This window comes from Methylocystis sp. (assembly GCF_050251305.1).
Classification (GTDB): Bacteria; Pseudomonadota; Alphaproteobacteria; order Rhizobiales; family Beijerinckiaceae; genus Methylocystis.
This window is the reverse complement of the sequence record NZ_JBFWNB010000008.1, coordinates 77614-91651: the sequence shown is the minus strand read 5'-3', so window position 1 is coordinate 91651 and position 14038 is coordinate 77614. Positions and strand designations below refer to the sequence as shown.

The following is a 14038-nucleotide window of genomic DNA, read 5'->3' as shown; positions in this document are numbered from 1 at the left end:
AATCCGCAACCGCCTTGGCGACGCCATGCTGCGCCGGGCCAAACATCTGCACCGCCTGCTTGGCGCCCTTGATCGTCACCTTGTTGAACAGGATCGTGTTGGGCTTGCACAGAAGGTTCGGCGCGACGACCGCGAGCAGCGTCGTGAAGCCGTCCTTGTTGTTGACCAGCGCATTGGCGAACGCCAGTTCGGCCGCCGAGCCGCGCGGACCCATGATCAGGTCGATATGCGCAACCTCGTTGCCGTCGCCGACCAGCGACTCGCCGACCAGCATCTTGTTGATCACTGCCATGTGTTTTCTCCCAAAAAAATCGTAGCGCCTGAATCGACAAGCGCCTCACGCGAACCGCACGCGCTCGGCGCGCGGCAATGAGAAAGCCCCGCAAGCTGGCGCTCGCGGCGCGGACTCAATCACTTTTGCGCAGGCTTGCCAAGGCGCGGGCCCTGACAGCGCGCGAAACGTCACACGAGTTCGCGCGCCAGCGCGAAAGCGTGACGGAAATCGAGGCAGAGCGGCTCGTCGGACGTCGCCATCTTCTTGAAGAGGCCTGATTCCGCGCCGTATTTGACATTGCCGATCGCTAGCGCGCCGATGCCGAGCGCGCCGTGCGGCGAGATGACGACGCCATTGTCGTGCAGGCCGCAGCCTTCGACGCCCAAGGGCGGCACGGCGTTGACGTCGGCGGCGATCAGGAGATCCTTGGCGGCGGCGAGATCGTCCTTCGAAAGCACCTGGACGCCGGCGCGCGCCGCGCACAGGGCGATTTCATGCTGGCAAAGGAGCGCGCGCACCTGCTCGGGGCTGGAGCCGTCGGCCGGAGTCACCTTGATATTGAAGCGCTTGCACATTTCGTCGGCGAGCTTGGCGACGCGCTCAAGGCCACTGTAGCCGACGATGGTGACCTGAGCGCCTTCGAGCGCCGAGATGACGGCGGCGGAATAGCCGACGACGCCGGTCGCGCCATAGATCACGACCTTCGCGCCCTTCAGCTCGCGCTGCTTCTTCTCGCGCAGAATCTTCTCGACGCAGGCGACCATCGCGCCGGCCGTCGTGAAGGAGCCGTAAGGGTCGGCAAAGAGCGAAACTTCGAAGGGCTTCAACAGCGCCTTCTTCGCCGCGTCCATCATGTCGAGCGCGAGCACCGCGTCGCGGCCGGCGAAGAAAATGCCCGTGCGCAGCGCCGCAGAAGGCGCGCGCGAAAACATCGCGTCCTGCACGAGCGCGGTGACTTCGTCGAGCGTGACATTGGTGTAGGGAATCGCTGCGTCATAGCCGGCGTCGAGGGCCATGTTCACGTCGAAGGGGCTCATATGCTTCAACGTGCTGAGCATGTGCAGAATCGCTTTGGCCATTGAATTTCCCCAACCTTTCCCTCGATTGTCGCGTCTTACGCGGCCAAAAGGCGACGCGCGCGGCGGAGATCGACTCCAGCCCTCGATTTCTCCAATGATTCCCGGCAAAAGGAACGGCGCGCGGTCGCGCGCCCGTCGGCCTCGCCCGGAGCGATGTGAGGCTTAGAGCCCAGAACGCAGCCGATGTCCAGAGGCGTGTGCGCCGCAGCGTCGCGCCGCAGGAGACGTCGCGAATTGCGCGCGGCGCTCGGTTGACGGCGGCCGGGCTTTGCTTTTATAAGCGCCTGCATTCGAGGCTCGGCGCATCGGCGTCGCGCCTCGCTGTCGTTTTCACCCTCCGCTGGCGATCGCGGGCGTCAAACGCCGCAGCCGGCGCATGGAAGATATAGAGCGAAAGGAACCGCCATGTCCCGCCGTTGCGAGCTCACCGGAAAGGGCGTGCAGTCCGGCCATCTCGTCAGCCACTCGAACCGGAAGACGAAGACCCGCTTTCTGCCCAATCTCGTCAATGTGACGCTCGCCTCGGAGGCTCTGGCGCGCTCGGTGCGGCTGCGCATTTCGGCGGCGGCGCTGCGGTCGGTCGAGCATCGCGGTGGGCTTGACGCCTTCCTGCTCAAGGCGAAGCGCGACGACCTCTCGCAGAACGCCCGCGCGCTCAAGCGCGAAATCGAGAAGAAGCAGGCGGCGGCGAGCGCCTGATCCGCTCCATTCCGAATTTTAGAGGCCCCGCGCTTCATGGCGACGGGGCTTTTTCTTTTGATTTGTCTCCTTGTTGCGTCGGACGCGACGTCAAGAGCGCGAACGATGAACCAGCGCGCCCGCTCCCTCCCCTTCACCGGGAGGCGGTTCGCAAAGCGAACCGGGCGGGGTCCATACGGTAGCATCCCCACCCGCGCGCCTTCGGCGCGCGGCCTCCCCGTAAGGGAGAGGCGTCAACGCCCGGCGCCGCCGCGTTAGACCCGCATATCCGGCGGCGTCGCTTCGTCGGCCAGCAGCTTCAACGCCTCGTCGAGCGGAAGCTGCGTCTGCGCCTGCGAGCCGAGCCGGCGCATGGAGATCGTGCGCTCCGCCGCCTCTTTCTTGCCGGCGACGAGCAGCACGGGGACCTTCGCCAGGGAATGCTCGCGCACCTTGTAGGTGATCTTCTCGTTGCGCGCGTCGACCTCGACCGCAAGCCCGAGCTTGCGCGCCGCGGCGGCGACCTCATAGGCGTAGTCGTCGGCGTCCTGCGTGATGGTGCAGACGACGATCTGCAACGGCGACAGCCACAGCGGCAGATGCCCGGCGTAATGCTCGATGAGAATGCCCGTGAAGCGTTCGAGCGAGCCAAAGATCGCGCGATGGATCATCACCGGCGTCTTCTTCTCGCTGTCCGGTCCGATGTAATAGGCACCGAAGCGCGACGGCAGGTTGAAGTCGACCTGCGTCGTGCCGCATTGCCATTCGCGGCCGATGGCGTCGCGCAGCGTATATTCGAACTTCGGGCCATAGAACGCGCCCTCGCCCGGATTGACGCCCGTCTTGATGCGTCCGCCCGAGCGCGCTTCGATGTCGCCGAGGACGCGCGTCATGATCGCCTCGGCCTGGTCCCACGCCTCATCTGAGCCGACGCGCTTTTCCGGACGCGTCGAGAGCTTTACGACGACTTCCTCGAATCCGAAATCGGCGTAGGTCGACAGGATCAGATCATTGATCTTGAGACACTCGTCGGCCATCTGATCTTCGGTGCAGAAGACATGCGCGTCGTCCTGCGTGAAGGCGCGCACGCGCAAGAGTCCGTGCAGCGCGCCGGAGGGCTCGTAGCGATGCACGACGCCGAACTCGGCCATGCGCAGCGGCAGATCGCGATAGGACTTCAGGCCATGCTTGAAGATCTGAATATGGCCCGGACAGTTCATCGGCTTGATGGCGTAGAGCCGGTCTTCGTCCGTCTGGTCGCGCGCCGGCTGCGAGACGAACATGTTCTCGCGGAACCACTCCCAGTGGCCGGACGTCTCCCACAGCGACTTGTCGAGCAGCAACGGCGCGTTCACTTCGCTGTAGTCGGCCTTCAGGCGCCGGCGCATGTAGGAGATGACGTTCTGGAACAGCGCCCAGCCCTTGGGGTGCCAGAAGATCGCGCCGGGGCCTTCCTCCTGGAAATGGAACAGGTCCATCTCGCGGCCCAATCGGCGGTGATCGCGCCGCTCCGCTTCCTCCAGCCGATGCAGATAGGCGTCGAGCTCCTCCTGCGTCGCCCAGGCCGTGCCGTAGATGCGCGACAGCATCGGATTGTTGTGATCGCCGCGCCAATAGGCCCCTGCGACTTTCATCAGCTTGAAGGCCGTGCCGACTTTGCCGACCGACGGCATGTGCGGCCCGCGACAGAGGTCGAGCCACTGGCCCTGCCGATAGATGCTGAGGGGCTCGTCGGACTTGATGGCGTCGATGAGTTCGCCCTTGAAAATCTCGCCCTTGGTTAAGAACCATTGCTTGGCGTCGTCGCGATTCCACACTTCGCGCGTGATCTTGGCGTCGCGCGCGACGATCTCGCGCATCTTCTTTTCGATCGCCGGCAGGTCTTCAAGCGTGAAGGGCTCTGCGCGGAAGAAATCGTAATAGAAGCCGTTCTCGATGACGGGGCCGATCGTCACCTGCGTGCCGGGATAAAGCTCCTGAACCGCCTCCGCCAACACATGCGCGGCGTCATGCCGGATGAGATCGAGCGCGCGCGGATCCTCGCGCGTGACGAACTCGATTCTAGCGTCGCGCTCGATCGGGCTTGCGAGATCGACGAGCGCGCCGTCGAGCGTCATGGCGAGGCTGCGCTTGGCGAGAGAAGGCGAGATGCTCTTGGCGATGTCGACGCCCGAAACGCCGGGCTCGAACTGACGGGACGCCCCGTCGGGGAATGTAACCGCTACCATAGATGCGCTCCTGTCGCGCTCAGTCGCCGACACCAATCGGCGTAAGTCGCAGAAGATGGATGCGCGTCTTCATAACGCCGCCCGCCCGCTGACGCAATCGTCGCCGCCAGGTTCGAAAATGGCGGCAACATCGCGGAGCGGGCGCCAATCCGGCCGGCCCGCCATTCATCGAACCGAGCGCGTCGTGTCAAATTCGCCTTCGTGCGATTCCCGGCGGAGGCACAAGGGTGAACTATGCTATCGTCGCCTTCCGGAGACCGGTCTTTCCCGTCGCTGGATCAGCCGAATTCAAATGCCGCAATGTTCGTTTCTTTGAGGGAAGGCCGCGCAGGGATGGTCATGGATCGAAATCGGATCACGCGCGCGGCCGCCGCCATGGTGATCCTGTTCATCGCCCTTGTCGCCTGCAAGCTCGGCCAGGCGGTCCTCGAACCCGTCATCTTCGCCGTCTTCATCGTTGCGCTTGCCTGGCCTCTGCAGAAGTCCATACAGGCGCGGCTGGGAAAAGTCGTCGCGTTGTGCGTGACGGTCGTGATGACCGCCGCCGTGATCCTGGCGCTGTTTTCCCTGATCGCCTGGGGCGGCCGCGAAGTTGTGGAGTGGCTCAGACAGAATCTCGACCGCATTCAGGAATTGGCGATGACGTCGACGTCATGGCTCGAAGAGCATGACATTTTCGTCTTCACGCTCATCGCGGAACATTTTAACGCCGCGTCGCTCGTAAGGCTTCTTCACACAGTCGCTGTGAGAGTGAACACGATTCTGGCCTTCGCGATCATCGTTTTCATCTATGTGATTTTGGGATTGGCGGAAGCCGAATTCGTTCAGGCGCGGATCGCGTCGCTGGAGAATCAGGAGACGAGCCGGCGCCTGCTGGAAGGCGGCAGGAAGATCGGCGAAAAGTTCCGCACCTATATGTTGGTCCGCTCGATCGCCAGCATCGCGACGGGTCTCGCCGTATGGGGCTTTGCCCAGTTCATGGAGTTGGAAATGGCCGGCGCGTGGGGCGTGCTGGCCTTTGCGCTGAACTACCTGCCCTACATCGGCTCGTTCATCATAACGGCGCTTCTGCCGCTTTTCGCCTTCGTGCAGTTCGGCTCGCTTGAAACGCCGATCATCGTCTTCCTGGGCGTGTCCGTCATCCAGTTCGTTATCGGCAGCTATTTGGAGCCGGTGTTTTCGGGGTCGGCGCTTTCGATCTCGCCGCCGATCGTCCTTTTTTCGATTGTCCTCTGGACGTTCCTGTGGGGCGCGCTTGGCGCGTTTCTCGGCGTCCCGCTGTCGATTGCGACGCTGACGATTTTCGAACAATTCCCCTCGACCCGATGGGCGGCGGAGATCTTGTCGTCGGGACGGCCCAGACCCCGCCAACCCGTCTAAACGGCGCGATGGTTTCCGCGCGCGGCTGCCGACGTTCTCTGCGCCGGTCCAGACGCCGCGCAGTCCCGGTCGCCCCGCGGGCGAGCCATATGGCTGCTGCGGCCGAATTCAGATAAGACGATTGTCCGAGTTCACGCAGAGAGGCGTCAGATGCTTTGGCTGGTCCGATTCCTTGGCTTGCTTTCGCAAGCGGTCTTTCTCGAGTTCTTGCACGTCTTCGGGTTCATCGTCTTTCTGCTCGCCATTCTCCTGGGCTATTTCAGAGCCCCCTGGTGGATCGTGCCGATCCTCTCCGTCGGTTGCGGGCTGTTCGCGGATAGATTCATCGATCTCACCTATCTGGCGGACATCTTCCGCAGAGTGGCGTCTGCGAGCGATCGCTGGGCCTTCGTCATCATCGTCTATTTCGCGATCATGATCGGCGGCTATCTCGTCGGGCTTCTGGGACGTCTCTTCATCAAGCGCGGGCGGCGGTCGTAAGACCACGCTTGGCGGGTTCGCGGCGCAAGAGCGCCTCCCGAAGATCTTCCCGCGGCCGACGCGCGCGTTTTTCGAACGTCGGCCTCTCCGTCAACGAGGCGTCCGTTTCTTGGCGGGCCGGGTTCCGACCGCCGCCGCGGGACGTTCCGGCGTTGCGCGCATAGGACGATTCGGCGGCGGCGCCGGGGCGGCCTCTTGCGGCGATTGCAGGCCCTCGCCGCTCCGCCCGGCTGCTGCGCCGCCGTCCGGAAGCGACGGAAGATACTCCTCGATCCGCTGCGCCATATAGGAGAAGAACGGGTTCGACGACATGCGCAGCAGCGCATCCAGACTGACGATCAGCGTGCCGCGCTCGCCGCGGGGCGCAAGCGAGCCCAAGTGAACGCCAAAATCCTCGGCGTCATCCGGCGTCAGGCCATAGAGCGAGTCGCTGAGCGGGAACGGCAAGGCGACATGCGAGAGCGAGAACACGCCTTTCGGAAAGGCCAGTCCCAGCGGGCGCGTCTGTTCGGCCGTCGCGCCGGCTTCGACGACGCGCTCCACCGCATCGTCGGTTCCTTCGCCGGCGTTCGTCACGACCGTCAAGCGATAGTTTCTGACGCCCGGCGGCACGATCCGTGAAAGTGCGGCCTCGGCGGAGGGTCGAAGCAGCGGACCGAATTTGACGTTGCGGTTCAAATCGAACAGGACGAGTTCGCTTCCGTTGTCCGGCACATGATCATAAAGGCCGGACAGCACAGCCCGGGTGCTGACCGTGAAATCCATGACCGACTGGAATGTCAGGATCGGCGGCAGCGCGGCCAGTCGTCCCTCTCGTCGCGCCTGCAGCATTTGCGTTCCGAGGGCATCGGTGAGGCGATAGGACTGGCGCGCGCCATTCACGGGAAACGAATTATACTTGAACGGATTGAACTCCGGCAGCACGCTGAGCCAGGCGGCCTTCGCGAAGGCGGGCAGCATGGCCGGCAGACCCGCGAGGCCCGCAAACCGCGCAAACCGCGTAATGCCCACCATCGGCGAGATCAGGATGAGACGATCGACCGAAGCGAGACTCTTATCCGCGATCGCGTCGAGCGAATATTTCAGGGCAAGCGAACCGCCGTTCGAAAATCCGACAATATGTAATGGCGCCGGTTCGGGCGCGCGTCGTCGCGCCTCCCTGACGGCAAGCCGCGTCGCGGCCAACCATGTCGTCCACTCCACGTCGGTCAACGCCGCCGGCACTGTGCCATGCGCCGGCAGCCTGATCGCGACCACGACAAACCCGCGATCGCGGTAGCGCGACGCAATGTGGCGCAAGCTGTATGGCGAGTCGGTCAATCCATGCAGGAGGACGACCGCCCCGACAGGAGGCCCTGCTGGTTCGAGAAGATAGGACCGATTCCAGTCCTGCGCGAAACGGCCCGGATAGACCGGACTGCCCTCGAAATATCGATTGAAGGGAACCTGCTCCTGCGGCGTCAGCCGCTGACTGACGTTGACGCGCAACGAGTCGAATATTTTCGCTTCCGCTTCGAGATAGGCGCGCCAATCGGCGGCGTCGAGTTCTTTCTCGCTCAACTCTTTCGGCGCGTAGGTGTGCCAAACGTCAAGCGGCAGCCCGCGCTGAGAATTGTAGATGCGTACGGCAAGAAATGCGACGACGAGCAGACTCAGCAGGATAAAGAGCCATTTCACTGTTTTGAGCGCCAAGCGCAGCATCGTCTATCCCTGGCTCATAGGTTCGAACGCCCGCCGACGCCCGTTCGGCGCACATAAAAGCTGCTTGCCCATATCGGCGCGCCCACGCAAAGTAACATTCATTCGAACCGCGCCTACTGGATAAATCGATCGGGCCTTTTCGACAATGCGCAGCCTGCTCGAAGCAGACGGCGCAGGTTCGGCCGAGAGTTGAATTGACGGAGTCGCTGGAGCCTTGCGGAAATGACGCGCGACACCGTTCTTGTGGATCTCGCCTTGCAGGGCGGCGGCGCCCATGGCGCCTTCACGTGGGGCGTTCTCGACCGCCTGCTGGAAGAGCCCTGGCTTCAGATCGAAGGGATCTCCGGCACGTCGGCCGGAGCGATGAATGCGGCGGCGCTGATCAGCGGCTATGTCGTCGACGGCGCAGACGGCGCCCGCGCGGCGCTCGAACTGTTCTGGCGGCGCGTCTCGGAGGCGGCGCGGCTCAGTCCCTTGCAGCGAAATCCGGTCGACGTGCTGATGGGTCGCTGGACGCTGGACGCTTCGCCGTTCTTCATCGCGACGGACATCCTGTCGCGTCTGTTCTCGCCCTATGACCTCAATCCGAAAGGCGTCAATCCGCTGCGCGAAATTCTGGCGGAAACCGTCGATTTTGAGAGTCTGGCGCGGGCGCGGATCAAGCTTTTCGTCACCGCGACCAGCGTGTCGACCGGCCGCGCGCGCGTCTTCAAGAACGCCGATGTGACGCCGGACGCGCTTCTCGCTTCGGCCTGCCTGCCGACCATGTTTCAGGCCGTCGAGATCAACGGCGAGGCCTATTGGGACGGCGGTTATTCCGGCAATCCGACGATCACGCCGCTCATTCGCGAGTGCGAGTCGACGGATACGATCCTCGTCCAGATCAATCCCATTGAACGCAAGAGCGTTCCGCGTTCTGCGACCGAGATCTTGAACCGCCTCAACGAAGTGTCGTTCAACGCGGTTCTGCTCAAGGAATTGCGCATGATCGCCCTGTTGCGCCGCGCCGCCAATCCGGGAGACGCGGAGGGCGCGCGCTGGGCGGGAATGCGCATCCACCGGATTTCGACCGAGATGATGACGCAGCTCAGCGCATCCTCGAAACTGATCGCGGAATGGGATTTTCTCTGCGTGCTCCGCGACGAGGGTCGCCGGGCGGCGCAAGACTTCCTCGATCGTCACGACGGCGACGTCGGCGTCCGTTCGACCCTCCACCTTGACGCGCTGCTCGAGGGAATATGACTCGATCGGACTCGCCGGAAATCTCGCCGCGCTTTGCCGACCTGATTGATTGATGAATTGACGTTTTGAAGTCTGTCGAGGCTGGGGCGGATCGCGCTTGGCGCCGTCAGCGTCCTGAGTTCGGCGTTTGGCTTATTTTGGGCGCGCCCTGCGCGGCGAGCGCGCGGCGGTCTCAAGAGGAACCGACCGCCCGCTCTCCTTACGGCGCCTTACTGCGCCGGCGTCTCCGGAGCCTTCGACTGCGTCGGTCCGGTGCGGCGGACGCGCGCGTGACGGCGGCGCCACCCTCTGCTCGAGCGGCCCGGACGGGGCGAGCGCGGCTGATGGTGGAAGGTGGTGAACTGCCGCTCCTGCGCTTCGGCGTCGTCGGGAACCAACGCCGCGATCGGCGCCGCGACCGCCGTCGCAAAAAGGGCCGTCAGCAACGAGCGACGCGAGAGTTGAGAGCTCTCGTCATGATTTTCGGTGACCATATGTTCTCTCCCAAAGGATTTTCGCGAAGCTATCTTGCATAACGCCGAAACCTTCGCAATTGGCCTCTAAACCGGCGCGCCTTCCGCCGGGACGGACGCCCCCTGGGCTTGGAAGCCCTCGCCGACTCATAGGATTAGCGTGCGCAATCTCGCTCCGCCGCATCGTCGGGGAGCGGCCGCCCCCGCGGACGATCTCGTTTCGCGCGGCGCGCTCAATGCGCGCCTTTTTGGTTAACGATCAGGCGCCATCGGCGCGGCCGATCGAGGCTGAAACCCTATCGTCACAATACGAGTCCAAAGCAGGAGCGGCGCGTCGCCGGCTCGCGCAAAAATGTCGGTCAGCGTCTTTGACGATCGCCACCAATGGGGCGACGGCTGCAAAATTCCCTCGGGCGGGCCGGCGCTTTTTGCGCTATGTCTCGCGGCATTCGGCGCGACGGTCCATTCCTGGCGGCCGAGGTTTCAAATTCTGTCGATTGCAACGGGTCACGAGAGGCGGGGGGACGAGATGGACAATAAGGTCGTGAACACAACGGCTGCGCTCGTCATCACGGTCGTTGTGCTTGCAGTGTCTTCCATGGCCCAGGCGGTCTTCGAGCCGGTGATTTTTGCGATATTCATCATCGCGCTGATCTGGCCGCTGCAGAAAGGGCTTCAGGCCAGAATGCCACGCGCCTTGGCGCTGCTGATCACCATCGTTGTGACGCTCGGCGTCGTTGTCGCGCTGACGTCGATGGTCATATGGGGCGGCGGCGAGATCGCCGATTGGATCAGGCAGAATGTCTCTCGGATCGAGGCGACATTCCGCAACTCAACGAAGTGGCTGGAGCAGCACGACATATTCGTCATGTCGCACGTGACGGAAAACTTCAATGCCGGATGGCTGGTGAGTTTCCTGAAGGCCGTCGCGACGAGGGTCAATGTTCTCGTTGGCTTCTCTCTTCTGGTCTTCATATTTCTAATCATGGGCCTCGCCGAGACGGAGGATTTCCAGGCCCATATCGCCAATCTGAAAGACGAAGAAACAAGCCATCGCCTGTTGAGGGCAAGTCAGTTGATCGGCGCCAAATTCCGCAAGTATATGGTGGTGCGCACGATCGCGAGCATTGCGACCGGCCTTGCCGTTGGCCTCTTCGCGCTTCTCATGGGTCTCGAGCTTGCGGCGGCGTGGGGAATTTTGGCCTTCGCGCTCAACTATCTGCCCTATATCGGATCCCTGATCGTCACCATTTTCCCCGCGCTGTTTGCTTTCGTTCAATTCGACTCCTGGCAGGTCGCAGGCATCGTGTTCGTGATTCTCGCCGTGCTTCAGTTCGTCATCGGAAGCTATCTCGAACCGATGATTTCAGGTTCGGCGTTGGCGATTTCGCCGTCCGTCGTGACGTTCGCCGTCGTTCTCTGGACCTTCTTGTGGGGTCTTCCCGGCGCCTTTATCGGCGTTCCCCTGGCGATCGCATTTCTGACGCTCTGCGCACAATTTCCGTCAACTCAGTGGATCGCCACAATGTTCTCCGGAACGCCGCAAACGCCAACGGCCGTTCCGAGCCCCAAGCCGAGCGAACTTACGTGAACGCGGCGCAAGAGCGTCAACCAGAACGCTGAGCGCCTGATCGAAGGCGCATCGCCCGGCGTGGCTTGACGGGTTCGCACGGCATGCGCCCGCGAAGCTGAACGGGCGCCGGCGACAGGCGCCGCGCCAATCACGGCGCCGCAGCGATCAGGAATGCGCGCGCCGACGACGCCCGGGTCAGACCGCGACGTTATCTCATTGCCCGGCGGGCGCTGGGGGAGCTGCAGGTGAACTCGGCCCTGGCCTCACGCCGACAATTTCAAATTCCGTTCGACGGACGCACAGGAATGGAAGCGGCCAGTCCAGCGCAAAAAGTTTCTGGTGGTATTCAAGCGTCACCGTTCGACCGGGCATCGCTTCCAATTGCTTTCTGACGCCGGGGTCAGGCGCCGAGAAATTGAACGTGTTATCAAATTCTTGGGTTCGCGATCGACTATTGGTCGACGCCGAAAAACTCGGGAGCGCCAGGTGGCCTTCGAATGTCCGGCAGGCGATGCCTCTCCTCGACAGCTTGCTGAGAACGCCCGTTCGGACCCCGACCGAATAGTTAAAGCTGTTCAGCGCGGCGAGCGCCGCCAGAAGAACCAGCACAGCCACGACGAGCCAAATTGCGATTTTAAGTGTTGTGTTCAAACGCCGCTTGGCGGACGTGGACTGCGTTGAAGCCATGGGGACTATCCTAGCTCTTCGCCGCTCAAATCTCGCGTGGCGTTCGCGTTCAATCAGCGCCGACACATTCAGAAGTTATTTTCCTATAGCGATTGCCTGCGACGATTGCATTTAACGAAACGCGCGGCATCGATGTTCAAATCGCGCCTGCCCGAGCATGACAGGAGGAGATTTTGACGCTCGGCACGATTCATCTGGGCAGGTCCGCCGATTGAGTCAAGCCGCTGCCGCCGTCGGATTTCGAAGACGCCGGGCGCGCAATCTCGAAGGCCTCTCCGATCGCGAACCAGGCGTGATGCGCTGACGCGTCCGGCTAATGTTGACCTCGTCAAGCGCCACGGTCTGCGAGGTCACTTCGCCGTCGCCGCATCGCCTGTCGAGAGATTGCTCAGGCAATGGCTGATGTTGCTCAGCGCCGCGGCCCGCCACATCCTGATCGTTTCCGGCAGGCGGAACAGTCTGTCCTCGTGAGTGAGCAGATTTCTGAGAAAGGCGGCCTGGCCGGAATTGAAGACATCTTCCGGAATCCAACTGAATTCGAAACGTACGTCTTCGAAGTTCGACGCGAACTGCTCCCAAGGCAGCGCGAGCGGGCTGAGGTCAAGATCGACGAACAGGTCGAGATCCCGTGCGAAACCTGGATATCGCTCCCGACTGGCCTTGGCCTCTAGATGATTGGTCGTCGCCATGATCAGCTCCTGAACGGCGTCGGCGTCCGCTGCGGTCATACGCGTATATTTTCGAAACATTTCGGCGCTGTCCCGAACATTGAGGAAATCGGCGCGTCGGGTTTGGTCAGCGCCGCGCGTCCGATAGACCACGTCGTGCCAGAAAATGGCGGTCATGATCAGCTCCGGTCGCGTGGCGAGCGCGGCCAGTTTGTCCAGCGCCTGCAAAAGGTCGCTGATGTGGCGCCAGCTATGGTAAGCGCGCGCGAGATCGCCGTAGGCGGCGTCGAGAACCTCCCAGGCTGCAGCCGTGTGGCTTGCTTCAAGCCTGCGCCAATAAAGACTTCTGATTTGCAATGCGTTCATGCGCGGGAAGGCGATTCCATTACTCTGACGTCAACGGCATTATCGCGTAGGCGGATGCGGATGGCGACGCATTTTTAGGCGCTGCATGGACGCTTTCCGCTGTCCTGTCGTTTCTGCTGATGATGCATAGAGATCCAGTCGATCCAGTTTATTGAACATGCGCATTTTCTATTTGTAGGCTGCGATTCGGAACGGCGTTAGCCATGCAAACCAAACCATGAACTTCCGCATTGTAACGAAAAATTTTGACGCGTAGTATCGAGCGCCTTAAGCGATAAGACTTAAGGCTAGGGAGCACGCCACAATGCGCCGGAATCTCAAAACTTATTTGTTAGCAGCTGCTTGCGCTTCACTGTTCCTCGCCTCGGCGCCGTCGGGCGCAGCGGTTTTGTCGACCGCGGCGGATCGTAACGTAGATGAGGCCTTTGCCTCCAGCTTCGTACAGCAGACGAAGATGCACGCTCCGGCCGGAAAACGATGCCTCAAATGGACTCGGACGTGGAATACACGGCACGGCGTCGCGCGCCGCCGATGCGTCCAATGGCGTTAACGAAGTCCGGACCGAACGCGATCAACCAGGAAGCGCGATCGCGCCGCTTCGCCAAGGCGGCGCGACGAATTTTCTGACAACGGCAAATTGCGCCCGGAACATGCAGAGGCGCCCTTCGCGGGATTCGATCTGCATGTCCCGTCGGCCTTGCGCGCCTGACGTTGCGTCGACCGCCGTTTGGGGGCCGACGCATTCGCCCGATTTCATCGGACGGCTGACCGGCGACGATTCAACTTCGAATGTTCGATGACGCTCTTCGCAAGACGGCGCGGCGGCTGCTTCTTGGCCGCCGCCGACGCCATTCGACGATGCAGTCCGGGAAGCGCGAAGCGCGTCGACACAGAGCCGTCGCCCAGCGATGACGTCCGGCGCAGGGATCGGCGATGCGGCCGCGAAATGAGTCAGGCCGGTTCTCGGCAGGACTCGCACGATCCTCTCGAAAGACCTTAGATAAAGAGATGCGACGCCGCCCGGCCGTCGTCGCAGATCGGACGTCAAAAAAGCCGGGCTCACGCTCGCCGCTCAGGCGCGCCGCCGCATCGGCCGGACGATCGGGGGATTTGACGTTCCCGGCGTTGTTCCGAAATGGCGCGCCCGAAAGGATTCGAACCTCTGACCCCCAGATTCGTAGTCTGGTGCTCTATCCAGCTGAGCTACGGGCGCCTGCTTCGCCATAGCCC

Annotated in this window: 12 protein-coding genes and 1 tRNA gene; 5 read left to right on the top strand and 8 right to left on the bottom strand. The window is 62.4% G+C overall.

Going from position 1 to position 14038, the window contains the following annotated elements; translation table 11 throughout:
* Together fae and AB7F41_RS04795 are read right to left on the bottom strand one after the other, a co-directional pair.
* On the bottom strand, positions 1-292 hold a 292-nt coding region (gene fae, locus AB7F41_RS04800; protein ID WP_428406450.1), incomplete at its 3' end, for a formaldehyde-activating enzyme.
* Between the two features lie 170 nt (positions 293-462).
* Positions 463-1353, bottom strand: a complete 891-nt coding sequence (locus AB7F41_RS04795) for an NAD(P)-dependent methylenetetrahydromethanopterin dehydrogenase (protein WP_428383474.1) — start codon at positions 1351-1353, stop codon at positions 463-465.
* A 405-nt stretch (positions 1354-1758) separates the two neighbouring features.
* Between AB7F41_RS04795 and rpmB the strand changes: the two genes are divergently transcribed.
* Positions 1759-2052 carry a 50S ribosomal protein L28 gene (gene rpmB, locus AB7F41_RS04790; protein ID WP_428383476.1) on the top strand — a complete coding sequence of 98 codons (294 nt, stop codon included), beginning with the start codon at positions 1759-1761 and terminating at the stop codon, positions 2050-2052.
* Positions 2053-2306: 254 nt separating this feature from the next.
* Here rpmB and thrS read toward each other — a convergent pair whose 3' ends face one another.
* Entirely contained in the window at positions 2307-4259 is a 1953-nt protein-coding gene (gene thrS, locus AB7F41_RS04785; RefSeq protein WP_428383478.1) for a threonine--tRNA ligase, read from the bottom strand.
* 339 nt (positions 4260-4598) lie between these two features.
* Between thrS and AB7F41_RS04780 the strand changes: the two genes are divergently transcribed.
* On the top strand, positions 4599-5639 hold the full coding sequence (locus tag AB7F41_RS04780; protein WP_428383480.1) for an AI-2E family transporter: 1041 nt from the start codon (positions 4599-4601) through the stop codon (positions 5637-5639).
* A 150-nt stretch (positions 5640-5789) separates the two neighbouring features.
* Entirely contained in the window at positions 5790-6119 is a 330-nt protein-coding gene (locus AB7F41_RS04775) for a hypothetical protein (protein WP_428383482.1), read from the top strand.
* A 90-nt stretch (positions 6120-6209) separates the two neighbouring features.
* Here the strand turns inward: AB7F41_RS04775 and AB7F41_RS04770 are convergent, their stop codons facing one another.
* Positions 6210-7820, bottom strand: a complete 1611-nt coding sequence (locus tag AB7F41_RS04770) for an alpha/beta hydrolase (protein ID WP_428383484.1) — start codon at positions 7818-7820, stop codon at positions 6210-6212.
* A 222-nt stretch (positions 7821-8042) separates the two neighbouring features.
* On the opposite strand from AB7F41_RS04770, the gene AB7F41_RS04765 reads away from it, so the two are divergent.
* A complete protein-coding gene (locus AB7F41_RS04765; RefSeq protein ID WP_428383485.1) occupies positions 8043-9062 on the top strand; it encodes a patatin-like phospholipase family protein in 1020 nt (339 codons plus the stop codon).
* Between the two features lie 209 nt (positions 9063-9271).
* Here the strand turns inward: AB7F41_RS04765 and AB7F41_RS04760 are convergent, their stop codons facing one another.
* Positions 9272-9535 (bottom strand): hypothetical protein, encoded by a 264-nt coding sequence (locus tag AB7F41_RS04760; RefSeq protein WP_428383487.1) that lies wholly within the window; start codon positions 9533-9535, stop codon positions 9272-9274.
* A gap of 508 nt (positions 9536-10043) precedes the next feature.
* Here AB7F41_RS04760 and AB7F41_RS04755 point away from each other — a divergent pair.
* On the top strand, positions 10044-11105 hold the full coding sequence (locus tag AB7F41_RS04755; protein WP_428383489.1) for an AI-2E family transporter: 1062 nt from the start codon (positions 10044-10046) through the stop codon (positions 11103-11105).
* 195 nt (positions 11106-11300) lie between these two features.
* On the opposite strand, the gene AB7F41_RS04750 is transcribed toward AB7F41_RS04755, so the two are convergent.
* The 3 genes from AB7F41_RS04750 to AB7F41_RS04740 all read right to left on the bottom strand — a co-directional run bounded on the left by AB7F41_RS04750 (position 11301) and on the right by AB7F41_RS04740 (position 14021).
* Entirely contained in the window at positions 11301-11774 is a 474-nt protein-coding gene (locus tag AB7F41_RS04750) for a hypothetical protein (RefSeq protein WP_428383491.1), read from the bottom strand.
* A 350-nt stretch (positions 11775-12124) separates the two neighbouring features.
* Positions 12125-12808 carry an HD domain-containing protein gene (locus AB7F41_RS04745; RefSeq protein ID WP_428383493.1) on the bottom strand — a complete coding sequence of 228 codons (684 nt, stop codon included), beginning with the start codon at positions 12806-12808 and terminating at the stop codon, positions 12125-12127.
* Positions 12809-13944: 1136 nt separating this feature from the next.
* Positions 13945-14021, bottom strand: a tRNA-Arg gene (locus AB7F41_RS04740).
* Between the last annotated feature and the right edge of the window lie 17 nt (positions 14022-14038).